The organism is Arthrobacter humicola, assembly GCF_022803015.1.
Lineage (GTDB): Bacteria > Actinomycetota > Actinomycetes > Actinomycetales > Micrococcaceae > Arthrobacter > Arthrobacter humicola_A.
On the sequence record NZ_JAFKON010000001.1, the window covers coordinates 367,702 to 390,929 of the forward strand.

At 66.9% G+C, this 23,228-nt stretch carries 20 protein-coding genes and 1 pseudogene; 10 read left to right on the forward strand and 11 right to left on the reverse strand.

Features of this window, described 5'->3' with window-relative positions:
* Nucleotides 1–92: 92 nt before the first annotated feature.
* On the reverse strand, nt 93–1,433 hold the full coding sequence (locus tag ARTB_RS01640; protein WP_243177331.1) for a cytochrome P450: 1,341 nt from the start codon (nt 1,431–1,433) through the stop codon (nt 93–95).
* 54 nt (nt 1,434–1,487) lie between these two features.
* Complete coding sequence (locus tag ARTB_RS01645; RefSeq protein WP_243177332.1) at nt 1,488–3,125, reverse strand: FAD-dependent oxidoreductase; 1,638 nt, start codon at nt 3,123–3,125, stop codon at nt 1,488–1,490.
* Nucleotides 3,126–3,417: 292 nt separating this feature from the next.
* On the opposite strand from ARTB_RS01645, the gene ARTB_RS01650 reads away from it, so the two are divergent.
* A complete protein-coding gene (locus ARTB_RS01650; RefSeq protein WP_243177333.1) occupies nt 3,418–4,206 on the forward strand; it encodes a GNAT family N-acetyltransferase in 789 nt (262 codons plus the stop codon).
* Nucleotides 4,207–4,234: 28 nt separating this feature from the next.
* On the opposite strand, the gene ARTB_RS01655 is transcribed toward ARTB_RS01650, so the two are convergent.
* Both ARTB_RS01655 and ARTB_RS01660 read right to left on the reverse strand, forming a co-directional pair.
* Entirely contained in the window at nt 4,235–5,677 is a 1,443-nt protein-coding gene (locus ARTB_RS01655) for an AAA family ATPase (RefSeq protein ID WP_243177334.1), read from the reverse strand.
* 56 nt (nt 5,678–5,733) lie between these two features.
* Nucleotides 5,734–6,492, reverse strand: coding sequence for a VOC family protein (locus tag ARTB_RS01660; protein ID WP_243177335.1), 759 nt, complete (start codon nt 6,490–6,492; stop codon nt 5,734–5,736).
* A gap of 254 nt (nt 6,493–6,746) precedes the next feature.
* Between ARTB_RS01660 and ARTB_RS01665 the strand changes: the two genes are divergently transcribed.
* Nucleotides 6,747–6,884 carry a hypothetical protein gene (locus tag ARTB_RS01665; protein ID WP_243177336.1) on the forward strand — a complete coding sequence of 46 codons (138 nt, stop codon included), beginning with the start codon at nt 6,747–6,749 and terminating at the stop codon, nt 6,882–6,884.
* A gap of 527 nt (nt 6,885–7,411) precedes the next feature.
* Here the strand turns inward: ARTB_RS01665 and ARTB_RS01670 are convergent.
* From ARTB_RS01670 to ARTB_RS01685, 4 genes are all read right to left on the reverse strand, one after another.
* Nucleotides 7,412–7,912 (reverse strand): DinB family protein, encoded by a 501-nt coding sequence (locus tag ARTB_RS01670; RefSeq protein ID WP_243177337.1) that lies wholly within the window; start codon nt 7,910–7,912, stop codon nt 7,412–7,414.
* Between the two features lie 67 nt (nt 7,913–7,979).
* Complete coding sequence (locus tag ARTB_RS01675) at nt 7,980–8,642, reverse strand: MBL fold metallo-hydrolase (RefSeq protein ID WP_243177338.1); 663 nt, start codon at nt 8,640–8,642, stop codon at nt 7,980–7,982.
* Nucleotides 8,639–9,724 carry an S-(hydroxymethyl)mycothiol dehydrogenase gene (locus tag ARTB_RS01680; protein ID WP_243177339.1) on the reverse strand — a complete coding sequence of 362 codons (1,086 nt, stop codon included), beginning with the start codon at nt 9,722–9,724 and terminating at the stop codon, nt 8,639–8,641. Before ARTB_RS01680 ends, ARTB_RS01675 begins: the two co-directional genes overlap by 4 nt.
* A gap of 132 nt (nt 9,725–9,856) precedes the next feature.
* A complete protein-coding gene (locus ARTB_RS01685; RefSeq protein ID WP_011692168.1) occupies nt 9,857–10,114 on the reverse strand; it encodes a mycoredoxin in 258 nt (85 codons plus the stop codon).
* Nucleotides 10,115–10,398: 284 nt separating this feature from the next.
* Here ARTB_RS01685 and ARTB_RS01690 point away from each other — a divergent pair, with 284 nt between their 5' ends.
* Nucleotides 10,399–11,145: an SOS response-associated peptidase gene (locus ARTB_RS01690; protein WP_279293845.1), complete on the forward strand. Its 747-nt coding sequence runs from the start codon at nt 10,399–10,401 to the stop codon at nt 11,143–11,145.
* Between the two features lie 67 nt (nt 11,146–11,212).
* On the opposite strand, the pseudogene ARTB_RS01695 reads toward ARTB_RS01690, so the two are convergent.
* Nucleotides 11,213–11,634: pseudogene (locus ARTB_RS01695) on the reverse strand (VOC family protein).
* A 14-nt stretch (nt 11,635–11,648) separates the two neighbouring features.
* Here ARTB_RS01695 and ARTB_RS01700 point away from each other — a divergent pair.
* Nucleotides 11,649–11,975, forward strand: a complete 327-nt coding sequence (locus tag ARTB_RS01700) for a chorismate mutase (protein ID WP_028277548.1) — start codon at nt 11,649–11,651, stop codon at nt 11,973–11,975.
* A gap of 7 nt (nt 11,976–11,982) precedes the next feature.
* Here ARTB_RS01700 and ARTB_RS01705 read toward each other — a convergent pair whose 3' ends face one another.
* Nucleotides 11,983–12,369 (reverse strand): hypothetical protein, encoded by a 387-nt coding sequence (locus ARTB_RS01705; protein WP_018773194.1) that lies wholly within the window; start codon nt 12,367–12,369, stop codon nt 11,983–11,985.
* Nucleotides 12,370–12,599: 230 nt separating this feature from the next.
* Between ARTB_RS01705 and ARTB_RS01710 the strand changes: the two genes are divergently transcribed.
* The 6 genes from ARTB_RS01710 (at nt 12,600) to pdxS (ending at nt 20,977) form a co-directional block, all read left to right on the forward strand.
* Nucleotides 12,600–12,935: a DUF6504 family protein gene (locus ARTB_RS01710; protein WP_028277549.1), complete on the forward strand. Its 336-nt coding sequence runs from the start codon at nt 12,600–12,602 to the stop codon at nt 12,933–12,935.
* On the forward strand, nt 12,932–16,432 hold the full coding sequence (locus ARTB_RS01715; RefSeq protein WP_243177340.1) for a DNA polymerase III subunit alpha: 3,501 nt from the start codon (nt 12,932–12,934) through the stop codon (nt 16,430–16,432). The genes ARTB_RS01710 and ARTB_RS01715 overlap by 4 nt, the downstream gene beginning before the upstream one ends.
* A gap of 129 nt (nt 16,433–16,561) precedes the next feature.
* Entirely contained in the window at nt 16,562–18,571 is a 2,010-nt protein-coding gene (gene thrS / locus ARTB_RS01720) for a threonine--tRNA ligase (protein ID WP_028277550.1), read from the forward strand.
* Nucleotides 18,572–18,590: 19 nt separating this feature from the next.
* Nucleotides 18,591–19,211: an HIT family protein gene (locus ARTB_RS01725; protein ID WP_243177341.1), complete on the forward strand. Its 621-nt coding sequence runs from the start codon at nt 18,591–18,593 to the stop codon at nt 19,209–19,211.
* Nucleotides 19,204–19,842: a phosphatidylinositol phosphate synthase gene (pgsA, locus tag ARTB_RS01730; RefSeq protein WP_243177342.1), complete on the forward strand. Its 639-nt coding sequence runs from the start codon at nt 19,204–19,206 to the stop codon at nt 19,840–19,842. The genes ARTB_RS01725 and pgsA overlap by 8 nt, the downstream gene beginning before the upstream one ends.
* A gap of 208 nt (nt 19,843–20,050) precedes the next feature.
* Nucleotides 20,051–20,977, forward strand: a complete 927-nt coding sequence (gene pdxS, locus ARTB_RS01735) for a pyridoxal 5'-phosphate synthase lyase subunit PdxS (protein ID WP_026266390.1) — start codon at nt 20,051–20,053, stop codon at nt 20,975–20,977.
* 173 nt (nt 20,978–21,150) lie between these two features.
* Here the strand turns inward: pdxS and ARTB_RS01740 are convergent, their stop codons facing one another.
* Nucleotides 21,151–23,163, reverse strand: a complete 2,013-nt coding sequence (locus ARTB_RS01740) for a M3 family metallopeptidase (RefSeq protein ID WP_243177343.1) — start codon at nt 23,161–23,163, stop codon at nt 21,151–21,153.
* Nucleotides 23,164–23,228 lie beyond the last annotated feature (65 nt).

Here is a 23,228-nt window from a genome sequence, read left to right on the forward strand (position 1 = left end):
TTTCCGGGCGACGGTCGGCAGGGGCTTACCCGCCGAGGTCCCGGGTGAGGATCTTGGCAGAGCAGCTCCTGCTGGTCCTCAACGGCACGCTGTCAACGGCCGCCGTGCTGGGGGCTGAAGGCCCGGCCAGGCAGGGCCTCGCCCTGGCGCGGCAGTTGATCGCCGCCGCGTGCAGCTAGCCCGTCGGCTGCCCGGCCAGGGGCAAGGACGCCGTCGATGTCTACCGGGAGGTGGGAGGGGCCGCGCAGGAACGGGCTCGGCCGGTACGGCGGTGGGTCCGATACCAGCCGCGGGTTCTCCAGCCTGGTGGCGAATTCGGTGAGTGCGATCTGCGCTTCCAGCCGGGCCAGGGGCGCCCCGAAGCAAAGATGAACGCCGCCCCCAAAACCGAGGTGCTGGTTGTTGGCCCGGTCAGGGATGAAGAGCCCGGGGTCAGCGACGTGGGCGGGGTCGCGGTTGCCCGCAGCAAGGACCAGGGTGAGCGAGGCGCCGGCTGGGATGGTGGTGCCGGCGATGTCGATGTCGTCGAGGGCGGTGCGGAACGGGACGAAATGCACGGGCGGCTCGTAGCGGAGCAGCTCCTCGACCATCGGGATGGCCAGGCCGGGGTCAGCGCGCAGCCTCTGGAGCTCGTCTGGGTGGCGGAGCAACGTCAGGACGCCGTTGGAGATGAGGTTTACTGTGGTTTCATGTCCGGCGATGAGCAGGAGAAGCCCGGTGCTCACCAGTTGTTCGTCCGGCATGCGGCCCTCCGGGCCATCATCGGTGGCCATCGCTGAAAGCAGGTCAGTCCCCGGGGCCTGCCGGTGGGCGTCGACCAGCTCTTGCATGAACGCGCGCAGTTCCGTGCCGGCCTCAATCCTCTTCTTTTGCTGGGTTTCGGGATCGAGTCCGGGATCGGTGGACTGCAGGGCCAGGTCCACCCAGACCCGGAAGCGCTGTTCATCTCCGGGGGGCACACCGAGAAGTTCGCAGATCACCGTGACGGGCAGGGGATACGCCAGATCATCGACGACGTCGATCCGGCTGCGGTCCGCCATGTTGTCGACCAGATCGGTGACAATTTCCGCCATCCGCGCCTCCATCCCGGCCACCCTGCCAGGCGTCGTGGGCGGGCCGAAGTGCCGCATGGTGATCCGCCGGAACTTGTCGTGATCCGGGGGATCCATGCTGAGGAAAGTCGGCGTCATGCCGGCGCCGTCCCCGTCCTCACCAATCGTGGCGCCCGCCGCGGCGGCAGCCGGGTTGCGGGTTATGTCGGAGCTGACCCGTGGATCGTGCAACAGGGCGGCGATCTCCGCGTAGGTGCTCACTAGATAGCTTCCGTCCGGAAGGCGTCTCACGGGGGTTTTGCGGAGTTCGTCGTAGAACGGGTAGGGGTTAGCCCGGTTGGTGTAGTCGAGGATCTGCTCCCAGGTGCTGGACTCGGCCATGGCGAAGGCTCCTTGGGTCGTGGGCCGGTCGCTGCCGGTCTCCGGTGCGGCGCATTACGGGAGGCGGCGGTCAGTCAATCTGGCGCGCCGCTCATTGGGATAGTGGCCGGTCACGACGACGGTCGCATCCTGGGTGGGGCTGGCGGCAGGCTGGAACCCGGCCGGCACGGGCTGCGCATCGTCCGGCTCGTCAATATGGTGGAAAGTCGGCGGGAAGGACGCCGCTTGGTCAATCAGCGGTTCATAGAAGTCAAGCCATTTGTTCTGGTTGAACGCCACTGCAGCCACGATGCGGCCCTTGTAGCCGTAAACGGCCAGGAACCGCCGGGATCCGACCGATCCTTGCACGATGGCGACCTCATCGGCGACCGAGGGCACGCCCACGCTCTTAATTTCGGTGCCGAACTGGACGGACCAGAATTTGGGCACAGCCAGGTGCGGCCACCGTGCCGTTTCGCCGCTGACCATGTTGTGCGCTGCAACCTCGGCCTGGGAGACCGCGTTGCCCCAGTGCTCGACGGCGAGGAACTGGTAGCCGAACATCGGCTGCGGGGCGCGGGAAACGTCGCCGGCGACGAAGACGTCATCGGTGACCAGCCCGTTGACGTCGAAAGCCCGGCAGCCGGCGTCGCACGCGACACCCCACACGCCGCTCGCCAATCCGGAGCCTGCGAGCCAGTCACCGTTACGAACGGTCCCGAGCGCGGTGACCGCGATGTCCACGTCAAGTGTTGTGCCATCGGAGAGGCGGGCGCGGCGCAGCTGTCCGCCGGCATCGCCTTCCAGTGAAACGACCCTGACGCCGCAGCGCAGATCCACGCCGTTCTCGATCTGCAGCTCTCCGGCAATTGCACCGATCACGCTGCCGAGCGCCGCGCCAAGCGGTGCCGGGCCTGCCTCCGCCACGGTGACCGGCAGGCCAAGTTCGCGGCACACCGAAGCGACCTCGCAGCCGATGAACCCGGCGCCAATGACCAGGACCCGGCGAGGGCGAGGGCATGCGGCCAGGAGCTGCCGAAGCGTTGCCGCGTCCTCCCGGGTCCGCAATGTCAGCACGCCTGCCAGCGCCGCCTCCGCCGCGTTTGGCCAGGACCGGGCCCGCACGCCAGTGGCGATCAACAACTTGTCGAATCCGATCCGGCCACCGTCGGCGAGGTGCACCTGCCTGGCGGCGAGATCCAGACCCGTGGCCGCGACGCCCAGGCGCCAGTCGGCGTCGATTCCCCGGCGGCGCGGCAGCGACGTGTCAGCGGACCGCACCGACCCGACCAGGACCTGTTTCGAGAGCGGCGGCCGGTCATACGGCTCGTGCGCTTCCTCACCAATGAGAGTCAGCGAGCCCGTGAACCCTTCCTCGCGCAGCCGCTCCGCCGCGCGCAGCCCGGTCAGTGACGTGCCCACGATGACAATCCTGCCGGATCGAAGGAACGTGCCCCCGTTGCCTCCGGCGGCAGCGGCCGTTCCCGGGGCTTCTTCGGGAGGCCGCGGCCTCTGCGGCTCTTCAAGCTGGTCGAGGCGGATGGCCTGGACCGGGCAGGCCGCGGCGGCCCGCCGGATCCTCGTGCGCTGCGCCTCGTCAGGGGCCGGATCGTAGGTAAGTGCCTCGTCCCCCTGGATCGTGAAGACCTCCGGGGCGAGGAAGGCGCATTGTGCGTAACCCTGACACTTAGTGAGATCGACGACGAGCCTCATGCCGAACTTCTCCCTGTTTGCTCAAGCCAATCGAGTCTAAGCCTCGCGGGCTGGCCGCGGAAGAGGCCTGGGGCCGGGTACGGCGAGGCTGCGGACGCCCTCCAGAGCGGAGCGTGGGGGGTCTTGCGGCGGAGGCGGACCTTCGCCATGCGGCCGCGCTCGGGGCGGCGGCAGGAGTGCAGGTGACACTTAGCCATCGCTCCGGCCGAGTTGCCCCTCGGTGAGGGAACGTGAGCGCCGGGTGTCCTGTATCCGGCGTCCGGTGTCCGGTGTGGCTGTAGGGTGGACGCCGATGACTCTTTCTGAAGAACTTCTTGTGGCGTACGACCAGCAACTCCGGACAGCTGCCGAGACGCCCGGTGCCAGCGGCGTTGAACGGCTGGGTCCGCTGCGGCTGGTGACCTTCGCAGGCGGCAGGGGCTTCGTGACCTATCAGAACCTCGATGGGGCCAACGCCCGGACGATCGCGCAGTGGGTGGCCGAAGCGCTCGCGTTTTACCGCAGCGATCCCGCGATCGTGCGGGTCGAGTGGAAAACCCGCGGCCACGATCATGCACCCGGACTCCACGGGGCACTGCTCGACAACGGATTTGAGCCCGATGAGACCGAGTCGATCATGATCGGACCGGCAAACGCGTTGAATGCGGACGTGCAGCTCCCGCCCGGCGTCAGCCTGCGGCCGGTGAGCGCAGAACGGGACATCCGCGCCATGAGCGCGATGCAGGACGAGGTTTTCGGCGTTGACGTCTCCGACGGCAACGCCGACGCAATCCTGCAACGCATGGCGCGCGATGACGGCATGGAACTGTGGGTGGCCGAACACGAAGGACTGATCGTGAGCGCGGGCCGCCTCGAGCCGGTGCCGGGTACGGAATTCGCGGGCATCTGGGGCGGGGCGACGCGTCCAGAATGGCGTGGCCAGGGTATCTACCGGGCCCTCACCGCCGCCCGGGCCCGGGCCGCGCTGGCGCTCGGGAAGAAACTCATCCACAGTGACTCGACTGAATATTCGCGACCGATCCTGGAACGCTATGGATTGCTGCGAGTCTCAACGACCACCCCGTACCGGTGGCGGCGCTGAGGGCCCAATTGCACTGGCGCGGTGCGTCCTAGCCCCCGGGATGGAAGGCCGCCGGCGGTCCGGGGAACGGTCCGCCCATGCCCTCAGAGCCGTCTCCGGCGCCGCTGCCGAGGAGGCTTCGGGTGAGCGCGGCGCTGTCGGCCATCAGGTCATCCACAGCCTTCTGAAGATGATGGTCCGCCACCGGCGCGCCGTCCAATGCGCCGGCAACGACCGCGCGGCGGACGAGTTCGCGTGCGAACGAGGCGGTGGTTCCTTCGGTGCGGGCGGCGGCGTCTTCAATCGAGCTCGGGCTGAGGGGAATACTGCGGGCATACAGTGTGATCAGCGCAACCCGCTCCGCCCGGGCAGGCATAGGAATTTCCACGGCCAGGTCCACACGGCCGGGACGCTGGGCCAAGGCGCGTTCCAACATGTCCACGCGGTTGGTGGTGAGGACGAACGCCACGTCCGCGTCGCTGGCCAAACCGTCCATGGCGTCCAGCACCTCGAATAGCAGCGGCTGTGGTCCGTGCCCGAAGCTGCGGTCCTCGGCGATGAGGTCGCAGTCCTCAAGGACGACGATGGAGGGCTGCAGCGCCCTGGCCATGGTGGCGGCTTCTGAGATCCTGGCGAGCGATCCTCCCGAAAGAAGGATTGCTGTGACACCTTCGCTCCGGCTCAACAAATACCGTACCGTGTGGGTCTTGCCCGTCCCCGGCCTGCCGTAGAGCAGGACGCCGCGTTTGAGGTGCTGGCCGTACCTGATCAGAGACTCACGGTGCTCGGCGATACCTAAGGCGTGGTCCGACACTCTCTCCAGCAGGCCATCCGGCAGGATGACATCCGACGCGGCAAGGACGGGCCGTGCATGGAACGTCACCCCGGCCGCGCTGGGACCATACTCGCCCATCACCAGGGAAATGACCTGTCCCTTGAGCACGCTGCGGTGCTGCATCCGATTGCGGAACTCCGAGAGGAAGCGTGCGGCCTTATCTGTAGCGCCGGCCAAAACCTCAAGGGAAGCTGACTGCCGGCCGTACCGGGGGTTGGCGTCCCGCTGCAGCACGGCGATCGGACTGCCTCCATGGCTGAATAGCCAGAGCCCCAGTGCCACGGCCTGCCGTTGTTCGTCCGGCCCGACAGCCAAGTTGGCGTAGTCCGGCTGGGACAGGGGGAACTGCGGATATAGCTGGGACTGCTGCAGCATGTCGCTCAGCGAGTGATGGTGGCGTTGGTCGCCGCCGCCGATGCCCACGAGCCGGAACTCAGGATCCTCTGCGGCGAGCTCTTCCATGAGGATGTCTGCGTCCACGAATCGGTGCGGCGGAATCTCCTCAACCACTACTGACACTGATTCGGCCCGGACCGCCAAATGCTCGGTGAGCGCAGTCAGCAGCTGGGTACCCGGTTGCCCCCGACGCTGCCCGGACTGCGCAAGCTCCACGAGCCGCGCGAAATCGTCGATGAACTTCCCCAAAATTTCATCCATGGGCTGACCCTACCAGCGCCGCAAATCGGTGTGGCGCTCATGCTCTCCAGCAAGCGTCAGCCGGTAGTTGCGCTGACCGCGATGGTGCCGCCCTGGGGGTCCCTGATCACGGCGCTGCGAAATCCCGGCGAGTCCATGGGCGCCATCAAGATGCTGCCACCCAGTGTTAGGGCCTGCCGGGCAATGGCGTCCGCGTCGCGGACGGCGAAATTGACGCTCCAATGCGGCGGGACCGCGACGCCGTCCGTGGCTGCCACCACTGCCACTACCCGGCCGGAGCGGAGCCACCGCGAGAAGGGGGCGTCCGGGACGGGTTCGAGTTCCCAGTCGAACATTGCACCGTAGAACGCCTGGGCCCGCCCGAGATCTGTGGTGTGCAGCGAGCTCATGGCCCAGGAATTCGGCTCATTGGCCAGCTGGGCGCCGTCGTTCCCTCCTGCTTGCCGCAGGCAGAACGGGATGCCGGTGGCATCGGCGAGCACAGCAATACGGTTATCCGGGCCGGCACCAAACGGCCCCAGGCGCTTGCCCCCCGCCCGCTCGGCACGAGCCAAGGCTTCCCCGACGTTTACGACACGCACGTGGGTGATCCACCCCGGCGGCGATTGCGGCGGCGCCTGTCCGATTCCGGCAACCAGCCGACCGCGGAGGCGCGCAGCGTAATAGTCGCCGTCGAAACCGGACGGCATCGGCGTCGGGTCGTCGAAAGTCCACCCGAAGAGCGGACCGTAGAAGTCCTTGGCCGTCTGGGGGTCGGGCTGCCAGGTGTCGACCCAGCACGGAGCACCGACTGAGGAGGTATCCCGCGCTGTCATTGAAACCCTTTCTCCGGGGCCCATTATTCCGCGAACATTGTTTCCCAGGACCGCGGAGTGGATCAAGACCCATCTGCGATTCCGGCGAGGCAAACTGCCGAACCTCCATGACCGAGCGGAAAACACCGTCGCTCGGGAAACCTGGCACCTGTGCGGTAGGCTCGCCAACATATTTCTGGCCAATTGGGGAACCATGAATAGAGGAATGAAAACTCGCCAGGCTGAACGATCCGAATGACTTCTGCTACCGAACGATGGGACCGTGGAACAGCACCCGGTCCTCGGACGAGGAAGTCCGGAGCATGATGTCCGTTGAGCGAATGGTGAGGGCCGGCAAGACCGTTCAGGAGATCCAGCGCTACTACCCGGAATACGCCCCGTCCACGAAATGACGGCCAGCGCACCGGCCGGTTGACCTCATCCGCATCCCACATCTTTCCGGACGGTGGTCCTTACAAACACCGGGGCCTGGAGACGGTGAGCCGGACCACGGGATATCGGCCGGAATAACAGCATATCAATTGTTACTCGCTTTTCCTTTTGCAAGGCAAATGCAATTGCTATTCTGAATTTGGTCAGGCAGAGGCTGCAATCTTCGTTGCGGGAGTTCCTATCTCATGGCCACCAGAGTCGTTGTCCCCGGCAGTGCCGTAGTCCAGTTCACGGCGTTGGCCTTTAGATCGGGCACGACTTCCGGCTGGCCTGCTTCCTTGCGCGCCCCCGCTGTGGTGTCTGAGCTGATCGGGGCGCGATTACGCGGCCGGCACGCGGGACCAGAGCCTGAACCCGGGCTTCCCTAGACCAGCGCGGATGCGGCCCTGTGAAAACCAATCGGGGGTGGCCGCATCCGCGCTCACCAGCACCCATTGTTCAATGCCGCTCTTTTGGTTCAGAACATTGACCCGGGAGGCCGGTGCCGTCAGGTGCGCGCAGCGAGGATCTGCTCGCGCAGAATGTCCGCGTGGCCGCAGTGCTGGGCGAGTTCCCTGAGCATGTGCAGGTAGACCCACCGCAGCGGCAGCGGGCCGCGCCGGTTGCCTCGGACAAGGTCGTCAAGGCCGAGCGAAGCGGCCCGACGCCGTGAGTCCCCGCAGGCCTGGAGGTAGGCGGCCTGGAGGTCCGCGATGGTGTCGTCATCCGCCAGGATGAACGATTCGTCGGGGGTGGCCGGAATGCCGATCTCCGCCCGGGGCCGGCACGTGATGGCCTCGTCAAACCAGACCTTCTCCACGAAGGCGGCGTGCTTCACCAGCCCGAGGAGGGTGGTCCGCGACGGCACCAGCGAGGCCCGGGCCTCTTCTTCGGTGAGCCCGTCCAGGCAGGCGTGCAGGTCCGCGCGATGCTCATCGAGGAATGCATCGAACTGGGTACGCAGGTCCGCGGCCAGTGTTGCCGGATCCATGCTGGTGCGAGAGCTCATGGCCCCACATCCTATGGCTGAAAGGCCCGGTCCGGAAGCGGTGGGCCGGGCCTTTCCGCGGACGCGGTCAGTGGCCGCGGGCGATCCATTCCTCAAGGTGCGGTGCTTCGGCGCCGATCGTTGTGGGATCCCCGTGGCCGGTCCGGACCGTCGTGTCGGCCGGGAGCGGCAGGAGCCGGGTCCGGATGGACTCGATGATGGTCGGGAAGTCGCTGAAGGAACGGCCCGTCGCCCCGGGGCCACCCTGGAACAGCGTGTCCCCGCTGAACACTGTTTTTTCGCTGAGCACGGTGCCTTCGCTTTCGAGAAGGAAGCACACGGACCCGGGCGAGTGGCCGGGGGTGTGCAGTGCCACGAGCCTTGCCCCTGCGACGTCGAATGTGTCGCCGTCGGCAATGGCGTGGTCCGGCTCGGTGCCGGGGAACACCCGCTCCCACAGCATCCAGTCGGCCCGGTGCAGGTACACGGGCGCGTTCACGAGCATCCGGAGGGCTCCGACTGCGCCGATGTGGTCATCGTGGCCGTGCGTGAGCAGGATTGCCGTGACCTTCCTGCCCGAGACGGCCGCGGCCACGGCAGCGGGATCGTGGGCCGGATCGATGATGACGCATTCGGCGTCGTCCCCGAGGATCCAGACGTTGTTCTCAACATCCCAGGTGCCCCCATCGAGGGAAAACGTCCCGGAGGTCACCAGCCGGTCGATCCGGATGCTTACAGGGCCGGCGTTCACAGTTCCACCACCGAGCGCAGCACAGCGCCGGCGTGCATCTTCGTGAAGGCTTCCTCGATCTGGTCGATCGTGATCCGCTCCGTCACGAAGGCGTCCAGGTCCAGCTTGCCCTGCCGGTAGAGGCTGATGAGCGTGGGGAAGTCACGCGAAGGCAGGCAGTCGCCGTACCAGGAGGACTTCAGCGAGCCGCCGCGGCCGAACACATCCAGCAGCGGCAGTTCCAGGGTCATCTCCGGGCTCGGCACACCCACCAGGACCACCGTGCCGGCGAGGTCCCGGGCGTAGAAGGCCTGCTTGTATGTTTCCGGGCGGCCGACGGCGTCGATCACCACATCGGCGCCGAAACCGCCGGTCAGTTCGCGGATCGCTTCGACGGGGTCGACGGCGGAGGAGTCCACCGTGTGGGTGGCGCCGAGCTCCGTGGCGCGCTGGAGCTTTTTGGCGTCGATGTCGACGGCGATCACGGTGGTGGCGCCGGCGAGCGCTGCGCCGGCGACGGCCGCCGTGCCGACTCCGCCGCAGCCGATCACGGCGACCGAATCGCCGCGTTGGACGTTTCCGGTGTTGATCGCCGCGCCGATGCCTGCCATGACGCCGCAGCCGAGCAGGCCGACGGCGGCGGGATCGGCGTCGTCGTCCACCTTGGTGCACTGGCCTGCCGCTACGAGGGTCTTTTCGGCGAAGGCGCCGATGCCCAGCGCGGCCGTCAGCTCGGTGCCGTCCTCAAGCGTCATTTTCTGGGTGGCGTTGTGGGTATTGAAGCAGTACTGCGGCTGGCCCCGGCGGCAGGCGCGGCACTCGCCGCAGACGGCCCGCCAGTTCAGCACCACGCGGTCCCCGGGGGCGACCTCGGTGACATCCGGTCCCACGGCACTGACAACGCCGGTGGCCTCGTGGCCGAGCAGGAAGGGGAAGTCGTCGTTGATGGCACCCTGCTTGTAGTGCAGATCGGTGTGGCAGACACCGCAGGTGAGGATGTCCACGAGGGCCTCGCCGGGGCCCGGGTCCGGCACCAGGATCGTCTCCAGGGTGACGTCGGCATTTTTGGAACGGACTACTGCGGCTTTGACTTTATGGACCATGAAACAAGCTCCTCTGTTCTGGAACGCGGATTGCTGGCACGACTTACTGGTTACTGGCACAACGGGCGGCGGCGCGGCCCTTGGGAGGCCGCGCCGTCGTGGTTTGGTGGTGTCCTTGGATGCAGGAAGGGCCTAGGCGGCGAGGCGGCTCTTGACCTCAGCTGCGGAGGGGTTGGTGGCGGCGGTGCCGTCCGGGAACAGCACGGTGGGGACGGTGCGGTTGCCTCCGTTGAGCTGCTCGACGAGATCGGCCGTGCCTTCGACTTCCTCGATGTTGATCTCGGTGTACCCGATGCCCTGTGCGTCCAGCTGCTTCTTCAGCCGGTTGCAGTAGCCGCACCACGTGGTCGAAAACATGGTGATGGTGCCGGATTCCGGGGTGAAGTCCACGAAGTTCTCCTCAAGTAAGTGGTGGGGCCGGCGTATCGGGCCGGCCCCACTGAAGTCGTACGTCACTGTCATCAACCGTACCCCGCAGCCCGCTATTCCCGCAGAGAAGGCTGCCCCCTACTCCGTCGGACGCGAATTCGCGGTAAAGATGCGAAGTCGCCGGAAAGTTCCGGCGAGTTCGCACGTTGCCGGCGACCTCGGCGGGCTCAAAATGGTCTTCCCGCAGGGTGCGCGACGGCGGCTGGGCGGATGACATGGGATGGGTGCGGTGGCATGCTGGTGCCATGTGTGGACGCTACGTGATGGCCCGGGCCGTCGGAGACCTGCTGGCCGAATTCGATGCCGGGCTGGAGGATGAGATCGCGATTCCGCCGTCGTGGAACGTGGCCCCGACGGCGGATGTGCCGATCCTGCTCGAACGGCTGGTGGAGGGAGAACCGGTCCGCCAACTGCACATTGCGCGGTGGGGCCTGGTGCCGTCCTGGGCCAAGGACCCGGGCATCGGGTCGAAGATGATCAATGCCCGCAGCGAGACCGTGCTGGAGAAGCCCGCCTTCCGGAAAGCGACCCGCGCCCGTCGCTGCGCCGTCCCGGCTGACGGCTACTACGAGTGGAAGGGTGAGGGCCGCACCAAGCAGCCCTACTACGTCCATCCCAAGGACGGGCGCCCCATTGTCTTCGCGGGACTCTATGAATGGTGGCGGGACCCGTCCAAGGAAGAGGGCGACCCGGAGCGCTGGATGCTCTCGACCTCGATCATGACCACCGACTCGCCGCCGGAGGGCTACGCCGGGGGAATGCTGGCCGAGCTGACCGCGCTGCATGACAGGGTTCCGCTGCCCATGAACCGCGAGACCATGCAGACGTGGCTGGACCCGCAGGCCGATGACGCGGCCGGGCTCGTGGATCTGGTCCGGGCCGGGGCGCACGACGTCGCGGAAGGCTGGACGATCGACGCCGTCGGAACCGCCGTCGGGAACGTCAGGAATGACTCACCGGAACTCATCCAGCCGGTGGGGAGCCTGTTCTAGCGGGTACGCCGCCCTGTCAAGGTGCCCGGCGGCTGCCGAGGCACGGGGCGGTACTGGTCACCTGAGGTCAGAGCGTTACTTTGCCGTCGCCGTCGACCGACCAGTCGGGGTTGAAGGCGACCTCCCAGCGGTAGCCGTCGGGTCGGCGAAGTAGCCGGTGTAGCCGCCCCAGGGCTGGGTCTTCGGTGCCGCAACGATGCGGGCTCCCGCGGTCCCGGCTTCGGCCATCACCCGGTCGACGTCCGCCGTGCCGGCCAGGTTGTGGCTGAGCGTGATGCAGGCAATGCCGGCAGGGGGATCGGTGGCCGCCTCGGACTGCATTTGACCCGCGTCCCAGAGCGAGAGGATGAGGCCGTGGTTGACCTGGATGAAGAGCACTTCCCCGGGGACTTCCCGGTGGACCGGCCATCCGAGGCCATCGACGTAGAAGCGGCGTGAGGCGTCAACACTGCGGACACCTAGCGATATGAAGTCGACTCGTGGCTGCATCTTTCGATACTGTCATGCACATGCCCACAAATCACGCAGACGACAAGGCCGCCCAGGCCGACCGCGAACAGCTCGCCGCCGTGCGGGTGGCTGTTGACGAGGTGGACGAGCAGATCGTGTCCTTGATCGGGCGCCGGGAACGGCTGATCCGGATCGCCGGGACCCTCAAGGCGGACAGCGCCGAGGTCCGTGCGCCCGGGCGTGTGGAGCGGGTCATCGAACACGTCCGCGCCACAGCGGAAAAGAAGGACATCGACGTCGAGCTTGTCGAGAAGACCTACCGGGCGATGATCGATGCCTTCATCACGCTCGAGCTGGAAGTGTACAAGTCCAGCTCCTAGAAGGTGCCTAGAGGGCTTCTTCGACAGGCACGTTGGCCTGGTAGTCCCGGCCGTCACAATCGCTGAAGGCCGTCATGAGATGGCCCTTGGGCAGGCCAAGCACAGTCGCGATGGGGAAGTTTCCCGTGATGGTGTTTCCTGAGTGTTCCACGCCTTTGAGGTCGAAGTTCTCTTCCGTGCCGTCATGGTTGAAGTAGTAGAAGGACACGGCCTCGCCGTTCATGAACTCAATGCCCAGTCTGCGCTGATGGGAGTAGTCCGGCCCGGCTGCCAGCAGGCCCACCACGTAGGCGCCTTGCCCCGGGATATTTCCGTCTATATCGAAGGTCGCCACCAAGGTTGAATTCTTGGCGGCGATCTTTACGTGCTTCAGGAGTGCGATATGGGAGCTCATGGCTCAATCCTGCTACCTGTGCAATCGTCCGTCCACCCCCGATCTGGGTTTTGTCGGCTCCGCGACGTAGACTGTATTTATTCGAAGATATGTTCGAATAAATAAAGGGCGTGAAACAGAAGGCGCTGAAACAGAGGGCGCTGAAACAGAAGGCGTCGGAAGCGGAATGGACGTAGGAAGTCGAAGCGGGGACTGGGCCGGCTCCAGCCCGGACTGGGTCGGGAGGCAACGTGGGTATTTTCAGCGAGTCCGTGGATGTCATCTGCACGCCCTCCGGCCAGCCCCTGCGCCTCGACTGGGCCGGCCGGCGCTACACGGTCTGCGCTGACCCCGTCCGCTGGTACGAACGCCGCCAGTGGTGGGCCGAGGAACGCCGGGCGCCACTCGGAAGCGGGCCGGGCCTGGTGGATCATGAGATCTGGCGGGTACAGGTGCGTGCGGCCGGGGATCACGCCGCGGATTCCACCCTCACCCTTGACCTGACCCGGCATGTCGGCAGCGGCCGGTGGCGGCTCCTGAAGATCCACGACGCCCTCCAGCCCCTCCGGAAGCCCGAATCAGCATGAGCTTTACCCACCTGCACGTCTCCACCGCGTTCAGCGCCCACTATGGCGTCTCCTGGCCGGATGAACTTGCCGCCGCGGCCGCCGCTGACGGCGCCACCGCGCTGGCCTGCACGGACCGAGACGGCCTGTATGGAACCGTCAAGCACCTGAAGGCGTGCATGGCAGCCGGGCTGGATGCAATCGTCGGGGTGGACCTTGCGGTCTTTGACGACGACGGCGACCACCGCACCCAGCTCGGGGGACGCGTCGTCGTGCTGGCGCACGGACACAACAACGGTGCCGGCTACCGGGCGCTGTGCCGGCTGATCTCCGACGCCCACGCCCGCACCACGGGCAAGGCGCAGGGAATAGTGCCGGTGGCCGTCACCCGGGCGGAACTGGCTTCCCGCACCCTGCACCCGGACACCCTGAAGCCGGTCCTGACAGTGCTGATCGGCCCGGACTCCGACGTCGGCCGGGCCATGGGCGGCCGGCGCTACCTGCGGCCCCGCACCCTGTTCAAACGCTGGCTGGACGCCATGCCCCCCGGAACGCTGGCGGCAGAGGTTGTGTCCCAGCTCAGCCCGCCCGGGGAACCGCTGAGCACCGCCCACGCGGTGCGCATGCTCAAACTCGCCGCAGAACACGGGGTGCCCGCCGTGCTGAGCAACGCCGTGAGGTACGTGGCTGAGGACGGCGCGGCCACCGCCGATGTGCTGGACTCGGCCCGGACGCTGAAATCCCTCCCCGAGCTCTCCGCCGCCCCGCTGCTGCAGCCCAACGGGCAGGGCTGGCTCAAATCGGCGGCCCGGATGCTGCAGCTGGGCAAGGAGATCATCCACGCCGCCGGCTACGGCACAGCGGACCTCAAGCGGCTCCTGGCCCAGACCGAGGCGCTCGCGGACCGCTGCCGCATTGATCCGGAAGCTGATATGGGCTGGAAACAGCCCGTGGTCCCGGAGGCATCCGTGATCGGGATCGACGGCGACGCGCTCGCCGAACTGACCCTGCGGTGTGAGGCCGGCATCGGCCGCCGCTTCCCGGGCATTTCCGGGCAGCGGGAACAGCAGCTGCGGACCAGGCTAGAGCACGAGCTCCGGATCATCGACTCGCTGGGCTTCGCCTCGTACTTCCTGACCGTCGCAGAGGTCTCCCGGATGATCCTGGCCCTGGGCGTCCGGGCGGCCGCGCGCGGTTCGGGCGCCTCCAGCCTGGTGAACTACCTGATCGACATCAGCCAGGTGAACCCGCTCCAGCACGACCTCATCTTTGAACGCTTCCTCTCCCGCGACCGTGCCACCCTGCCGGACATCGACATCGACGTCGAAAGCGCCGAACGGCACAACGTTTACCGGAAGATCTTTGAGCGCTTCGGCGCCGAACGCGTCACGCTGATGAGCATGCAGAACGGTTACCGCGCTCGCGGTGCCGTGCGCGACGCCGGCCTGGCCCTGGGCATGGACGACGGCGAGGTCGGGGAAATCGCCAAGCAGCTGTGGCGGTTCTCGGCCCGGCACTTCCGCGAAGCCCTCGTGGAGAAACCCGAGCTGAAGGAATTCGCGGACCGGGTGGAGCAGCGCGGCTTCTCCGAGAACCAGCAGCTGGACCTGCTGGTGGACCTCACGGAGCGGCTGGACCGGCTGCCCCGCCATATCTCCATGCACCCCTGCGGCGTCATCCTCGGCGACGCCACCCTGCTGGACCGCACTCCCGTTCAGCCCAGCGGCCTGGGCCTGCCCATGAGCCAGTTCGACAAGCACGACATGGACCCCATGGGCATGCTGAAACTCGACGTCCTTGGCGTCCGGATGCAGAGCGCTATGGCCTTCGCCGTCCGGGAAGTGATCCGTCTGCATCCCTCCAAGGCCGAGGTGGTGGCCGCCGGCGCGCATCCGGCCGGCCCGGACGGGACGGGCCCGGATTACATCTCAGGGGACGGGCACATCGACCTCAACGCGGTCCCGCTCGATGACGAGCCCACCTATGAGCTGATCAGGAGCACCCACACCCTGGGCTGCTTCCAGATCGAATCCCCGGGCCAGCGCGAACTGATAGGCAAGTTGGCCCCCCGGGAATTCAACGATCTCATCATTGATATCTCGCTGTTCCGCCCGGGTCCGATGAAATCCGACATGGTCCGGCCCTTCCTGGAGCACCGGCACGGCTTCGCCCCCGAGGTCTACCCGCATCCCGACCTCAAGCCTGTCCTGAAAGAGACCCACGGGGTCACGGTCTTCCACGAACAAATCCTCAAGACCTTCGACGTCATGACCGGGTGCGGGCTGGCGCGGGCCGACGAATTCCGCCGTGCCCTCGGCAATGACGTGCTTGAAGCCAGGGTGGAGGAGTTCTTCCGGAAGGAGGCGCGTGCCCGGAACTACAGTCCCGAGGTGGTGGACAAGGTCTGGGGCACGCTCAAGGCCTTTGGCAGCTTCGGGTTCTGCAAGGCCCACGGAGCCGCCTTCGCCGTGCCCACCTACCAGTCTGCCTGGCTGAAGGCACACCACCCGGAGGCGTTCCTCGCCGGGCTCTGGGAACACGACCCCGGAATGTACCCCAAACGCCTGCTCGTGGCCGAGGCCCGCCGGCTGGGGATCCCCATCCTTCCCCTCGACATCAACCGGAGCCAGGCCGAGTACCGGGTGGAGCGGGTGGAATCCGGGCCGGACCGGGGCAGGCTGGGCATCCGGCTGAGCCTGAACGGCATCTTCGGGCTCTCCGGCGCCGAGCTGAAACGGATTGTGGCCGGCCAGCCCTACGACTCCCTGGCGGACCTGCGGGCCAGGTCGCGGCTCAGCCGGCCCAGCATCCAGCGCCTGGCCCAGCTGGGCGCCTTCGATTCGCTGCACCGGGCGTCCGGGGGAGACGCCAACCGGGCGGACCTGGTCCAGCACCTGCAGAAACTCCAGGCCCGCCCCCTCAGGAAGGGCGTGGAAGTCATTGAGGGCCAGCTGGCGTTGCCGCTGGGGGACGTGGAGCTGACGAACCTCAAGGCGGCACTGCCCGCACCCAGCATGGTGGATAACGTCCGGGCGGAACTGGACCTGATGGCCGTGGACGTCAGCGAGCACCTCATGACCAGCCACCGCCCGCTGCTGGACCGGCTGGGCGTCACCACCGCGGACAAGCTGCTGGGACTGCGCAACGGCACGGAAGTGCTGGTTGCCGGGGTCCGGGTGGCCACCCAGACCCCGCCCATGAGGGGCGGCCGGCGGGTGGTGTTCATCAGCGTCGACGACGGCACGGGCTGCGTGGATTCGGTGTTCTTCCACGAGGCGCAGGAGCAGTCCGGACCCTTGCTGTTCGGCACCCGCCTGCTCCTGATCCGCGGCACCACCCGCCGGACCGGGCCGCGGGGGATCAGCATCAGCGCCTCCATGGCCTGGGACCTCAGCCGCCCGGAGACCCTCCCGTTCCCGGCATCGGCTCCCGGCGCCGCCGGCCGGCAGGAGCCTTACCTGTCCGGCCCCCTGGACGGGATCAGCAGGAACCTCGCCATCACCGGGCTGGGCGGCTGACCGGCCGGCGGTGCGGCTCGCTCGTGGCGCGTTGGTTGGCCTCTGGAGAAACCGATAGCATGGACGAGGCTGGCTGTGGTCCCCGTACGCCACAAGCTACGAAGCCTTAACTTTGAATAGGAGACACCCGTGTCAGATGCCCAGCAGATCACCCTTCTCGTCGACGGCGAAGAGACCAAGGTGACTACCGGGACCACCGGCGCGGAACTCTTCTTTGAGCGCCGCGACGTCGTTGTGGCCCGCGTTAACGGCGAGTTGAAGGACCTGGACCAGCCCCTTCCCGAGGACGCCAATGTCGAGGCCGTCACCATTGATTCCCCGGACGGGCTCAACGTCCTGCGCCACTCCACGGCCCACGTCATGGCCCAGGCCGTGCAGCAGCTGCGCCCCGACGCCAAGCTCGGCATCGGCCCCTACATCACGGACGGCTTCTACTTCGACTTCGACGTCGCGGAACCGTTCACCCCGGAAGACCTCCGCCAGCTCGAAAAGATGATGCAGAAGATCATCAACCAGAACCAGAAGTTCGTTCGCCGCGTGGTGTCCGAGGACGAGGCCCGCGAAGCGATGAAGGACGAGCCCTACAAGCTCGAACTGCTGGGCAGGAAGAATGACGCCGCCGAGGCCGGCGAGGGCGTCAACGTCGAGGTCGGCGCCGGCGACATCACCATTTACGACAACGTGGACCGCAAGAGCGGCGACAGCATCTGGTGCGATCTGTGCCGCGGCCCGCACCTGCCGAACACCAAGCTGATCTCCAACGCCTTTGCCCTGACCCGTTCCTCGGCCGCCTACTGGCTGGGCAACCAGAACAACCAGCAGCTGCAGCGCATCTACGGCACCGCCTGGCCCACCAAGGACGCGCTCAAGGCCTACCAGGAGCGCATTGCCGAGGCCGAGCGCCGCGACCACCGCAAGCTCGGCGCGGAACTGGACCTGTTCTCCTTCCCGGACGAGCTCGGCTCCGGTCTGCCGGTCTTCCACCCCAAGGGCGGCATTATCCGCAAGGCCATGGAGGACTACTCCCGCCAGCGCCACGTCGATGCCGGCTACGACTTCGTCTACACCCCGCACATCACCAAGGGCCATCTCTACGAGGTCTCCGGCCACCTGGACTGGTACCGCGAGGGCATGTTCCCGGCGATGCACATCGACGCGGAACTGAACGAGGACGGCACCGTGCGCAAGCCCGGCCAGGACTACTACCTCAAGCCGATGAACTGCCCCATGCACAACTTGATCTTCCGGTCCCGCGGCCGCTCCTACCGCGAACTGCCGCTGCGGCTCTTCGAGTTCGGCTCGGTCTACCGCTACGAGAAGTCCGGCGTGGTGCACGGCCTGACCCGCGTCCGGGGCATGACCCAGGACGACGCCCACATCTACTGCACCCGCGAGCAGATGAAGGATGAGCTCACCAGCACGCTGAACTTCGTCCTGGGCCTGCTCAAGGACTACGGCCTGGACGACTTCTACCTCGAGCTTTCCACCAAGAACGAGGACAAGTTTGTCGGCGACGACGCCACATGGGACGAAGCCACCCGCACCCTCGCCGAGGTGGCCGAAGCCTCCGGGCTCGAGCTCATCCCGGATCCGGGCGGAGCCGCATTCTACGGCCCCAAGATTTCCGTCCAGGCCAAGGATGCGCTCGGCCGGACCTGGCAGATGTCCACCATCCAGCTGGACTTCAACCTGCCCGAGAGGTTCGAACTCGAGTTCCAGGCCGCCGACGGCACCCGGCAGCGGCCCGTGATGATCCACCGCGCCCTGTTCGGCTCGGTGGAGCGCTTCATGGGCGTGCTCACCGAGCACTACGCCGGTGCCTTCCCCGCCTGGCTGGCACCGGTCCAGGTGGTGGGCATCCCGGTGGCGGAGGCATTCAACGACTACATGTTCGACGTCGTGGACCAGCTCAAGGCGGCCGGTATCCGCGCCGAGGTGGACATCTCCTCGGACCGTTTCCCGAAGAAGATCCGCACGGCCAGCAAGGACAAGATCCCGTTCGTGCTGATCGCCGGCGGGGACGACGCCGAGGCCGGTGCCGTGTCCTTCCGCTTCCGCGACGGCAGCCAGGACAACGGCGTGCCCGTGTCCGAGGCCGTGCAGCGGATCGTCGACGCTGTCCGAAACCGGACCAGCTAGGAAGACGGAAGGGCAGCGCGTGCAGGAAACCACAGGGGCCGGGCCGGAGTATCCGGGCGACCACGCCGTGACGGACGACTTCAGCCTGGCCGGGGTCCCGGACGCTTTCCAGCGCCTGTGGACCCCGCACCGGATGGCGTACATCAAGGGCGGCCAGCACCAGTTCAAGAACCCGGACGACTGCCCGTTCTGCGCCGCGCCCGAGCGGGGCGATGAGGACTCCCTGATCGTCTACCGGGGAAGGACGAGCTACGTTGTGCTGAACCTCTTTCCGTACAACCCGGGCCACCTGCTGGTCTGCCCATACCGGCACATCCCGGACTACACGGACCTCACAGTCGAGGAAACGGCGGAATTTGCCGAACTGACCCAGACGGCCATGCGGGTGCTGCGCAAAGTCGCCAACCCTTCCGGTTTCAACCTGGGCATGAACCAGGGCGTCACCGGCGGGGCGGGCATCGCCGGCCACCTGCACCAGCACGTGGTGCCGCGCTGGGGCGGTGACGGAAATTTCTTCCCCATCATTGCCCAGACCAAGGCGGTCACGCAGACCCTCGGTGAGGTCCGTCAGCAGGTCGCCGACGCATGGCCGCAGGAAATGCCCGCGCCGCAGCACACAGCCGGGGAGAAGGATGCTTAACAGGCACGCCCGGGGCTTCTTCACCGCCCTGTTTTCCCCGGTTGCCCGCTGGCTGCTGAGGATCGGGGTCTCTCCCGACGCAGTGACCGTGGTCGGCACGCTCGGCGTCGTGATCGGCGCTCTCGTGTTCTACCCGCTCGGGCAGCTCTTCTGGGGGACCGTGTTCATCACGGCGTTCATTTTCTCCGACGTCATTGACGGCATCATGGCCCGGATGCAGCAGCGCGGCGGCCGGTGGGGCAATTTCCTGGACTCCACCCTTGACCGCGTGGCCGACGGCGCCCTGTTCGCCGGCGTCGCCGTCTGGTTCTTCACAGGCGGCGCCAACCCGGCCATCGCCGTCGCCGCCATTCTCTGCCTGGTGCTCGGCATGGTGGTCTCCTATGCGCGGGCCAAGGCCGAGGCCCTGGGCTTCCACGCCAACGTGGGCATCGCCGAGCGCGCCGAGCGCCTCGTGTCCGTGCTGGTGGTCACGGGGCTCACCGGACTGGGCCTGACCCCGGTGGTGCTCTTCGTGACGCTGTGCCTGCTCGCGACAGCGAGCCTGGTGACGGTGATCCAGCGCATCGTGACAGTGCACCGCCAGTCGCTGGCGGAACCCGAAGGTACCGCCACGGAACGTCCCGCCTGACGGCGCCACACGGCACCCCGGCGGCCGCGCCGAATCCCAGTCCCCGCGCGAGATTCGACTGCTGTAACCCGAATTCTGCCGCGCCCCGGCCGGGGGATAGTATTAGCTTTACCGGCCAATGGATCCGGTAATCCGGTGTGTGCGAGACACGGCTTGAACGTGCCGTCCGTGCCCCGGCGAGGTCATCTATCTACCCATAGGGGTTTTTGTGTCTACACCTGATGTAAGCAGCGAAGCCGGCGCGTCCGCGAAGAACGTCACGGGCAGCAGCCGCGTCAAGCGCGGCATGGCTGAGATGCTCAAGGGCGGCGTCATCATGGACGTCGTCAACGCCGAGCAGGCCCGCATCGCCGAAGACGCCGGTGCCGTGGCCGTGATGGCGCTGGAACGCGTTCCGGCCGATATCCGCGCCCAGGGCGGCGTGTCCCGCATGTCCGATCCCGACATGATCGACAAGATCATTGCGGCCGTGTCGGTGCCCGTCATGGCCAAGGCCCGGATCGGGCACTTCGTCGAGGCGCAGGTGCTGCAGTCCCTCGGCGTGGACTACATCGACGAGTCCGAGGTCCTGACCCCGGCGGACTACACCAACCACATCGACAAGTGGAACTTCACCGTTCCGTTCGTCTGCGGTGCGACCAACCTGGGCGAGGCCCTGCGCCGGATCAACGAGGGCGCGGCGATGATCCGGTCCAAGGGCGAGGCCGGCACCGGGGACGTCTCCAACGCCACCACGCACATGCGCCAGATCCGCGCCGAGATCAAGAAGCTCGCCGGCATGGCCGAGGACGAGCTCTACGTCGCGGCCAAGGAGCTGCAGGCCCCGTACGAACTGGTCAAGGAAGTTGCCGCGACCGGCAAGCTCCCGGTGGTGCTGTTCACCGCCGGCGGCATCGCCACCCCGGCCGACGCCGCGATGATGATGCAGCTCGGCGCCGACGGCGTGTTTGTCGGCTCCGGCATCTTCAAGTCCGGCAACCCGGCCCAGCGTGCCGCCGCCGTCGTGAAGGCCACCACCTTCTACGACGACCCGGACGAGATCGCCAAGGCCTCCCGCGGCCTGGGCGAGGCCATGGTCGGCATCAACGTCGACGAAATCCCGCAGCCGCACCGCCTCGCCGAGCGCGGCTGGTAACGTTCGACTGCTTCTCCACAGGCTCGGCGCCAAGGCGCCTAGTCCATGGAGCCTCTGCAGTCTCTCTTATTAAGCCAAGAGAGTCGGGCGCAATTGTCGCCGAAGTATTAAGTACGACGGCGGCCGGTCACCTCCTTAGGTGGCCGGCCGCCGTCGCTTTTTTGTGTGAAGAATCAGTCGAGGCCGCGGCGCTTCAGCAGCGGCGCGAGATCCGAGTCCCGGCCGCGGAATGCGCGGAAGGACTCCAGCGGGTCCCGGCTGTTGCCGCGGGAAAGCAATTCGGCGCGGAAGAAATTGCCGTTGGCGCGGCTGAGGCCGCCGTTTTCCTTGAACCATTCCACGGTGTCAGCGTCCAGGACCTCGCTCCAGATGTAGGAGTAGTAGCCGGCGGCATACCAGCCTCCCGCGAAGATGTGCTGGAAGTAGCCGGTCCGGTAGCGGGGCGGGATCAGGCTGTGCGCCACGCCGGCCGCGGCCAGCGCCTTCGCTTCAAACTCGACGGCGTCATCCGGGATGTCGGAGCCGTCCAGGACATGCCACGCCAGGTCCAGCAGGGCAGCGCCGAGGTATTCCGTGGTGCCGAAGCCTTCGCCCCAGAGCTGGGCGGCGTTGAGCTTGTCCACGGTCTCCTGCGGCAGGGGCTCACCGGTGGCGTGGTGCCGGGCATAGTTGGCCAGGACCTCGGGCCACATGATCCACATTTCGTTGACCTGCGAAGGGTATTCCACAAAGTCCCGCGGTACGTTCGTGCCGGAAAACCGAGGATAGGTGACGGCGGAAAACAGGCCGTGCAGGGCGTGGCCGAACTCGTGGAAGGTGGTGCGGAGCTCGTCCAGCGTCAGTAGGGTGGGCTCGCCGGCCGGCGGCTTGGAGATGTTGAGGTTGTTGATCACCACGGGTCGGGTGTTCAAGAGCCCTGACTGCTCCACGAGGGAATTCATCCACGCGCCCCCGCGCTTCGTCTCCCGCGTGTAGTAATCGCCGAGGAAAAGGCCCAGGTCCGTGCCGTCGGAATTCTTCACCTCCCAGACGCGCACGTCCGGGTGGTAGCCGGCGAGGTCGGCGCGTTCGTGGAAGGTGACGCCGTACAGGGCGTTCGCCGCGAAGAACACACCATCATTCAAAACCCGGTCCAGCTCGAAGTACGGGCGCAGGGCCTGTTCGTCAACGGCATACCGCTCCCGCTTGACCTTGGCCGAGTAATACGCCCAGTCCCAGGCCTCGAGGGGGTGGCCGGCGGCCTCGGCCAGCGCCTCGGCCTCTGCGTCGGCATTGCGGACGGCGGCCGGGGCCAGCCGGCTCATCATTGCCTGAACGGCCTGGAAGTCCGGTGCCGTCTGCCGGTCCACGCTGAGTTCGGCGAAGTTCGCGAACCCGAGAAGGCTGGCCTTCTCGGCGCGGAGCCGGACCATGTCCTTGACCAAGTCGAGCACATCGAAGCTGCCGCCGTCGCTGCCGCGGCCGATGGAGGCCTCGTAGAGGCGACGGCGGATTTCCCGGTTCGCCAGCGCGGCCATGGCAGGCTGGTTGCTCGGCTGGATCAGGGTCAGCAGGAACTTTCCCTCGTGCCCGGCGGTCCGGGCGGCCTCGGCGGCGCTGGCGACGTCGTCGGCGGGCAGGCCCGCGAGGTCGGCGGCGTCATCCAGCAGCAGGGCAGCGGACTTCATGCCCTCCTTGACGCGCTGGCCGAACTCGGTGCCGAGCCGGGACAGCTCGGCGTTGACCTCCTTGAGGCGCTCCTGGCCGGCGTCGTCGAGCTGGATGCCGGAGGCCCGGAACTCCTTGAGGTATTCCCCCACGAGCCGGGCGGATTCCGCGTCCAGGACCGTTGCGTCCAGCGCCGCGAAGCGCTCGTAGAGCCCGCGGTTGAGGTAGACGGCGTCCTGGTGGGCGGCAAAGAGCGGGGACAGGCGGGTCTCGAGGTGCCGGATGGTGTCCGAGGCGTCCGCGGAAACCAGAGTGAAAAAGGACGCGGCGGCCCGGTCCAGGAGCCGGCCGGAGCGTTCCATGGCGAGGGCCGTGTTTTCGAAGGTCGGGGCCGCCGGGGTGTCCACGATGGCCTGGATTTCGGCAAGGTGCTCGGCCAGGCCGGCCTCGACGGCCTCGGCGTAGTGCGCGTCGTCGATATCCGCAAACGGCGGCAGTCCATAGGGCAGGGTGCTGGGGCTCAGGAGGGGATTGGTCATGAAATGACTCTTTCATGCAGGCGGGCGCTTCTCAACGATCGCCTCCGTGTGTTGTGATGCCGCCC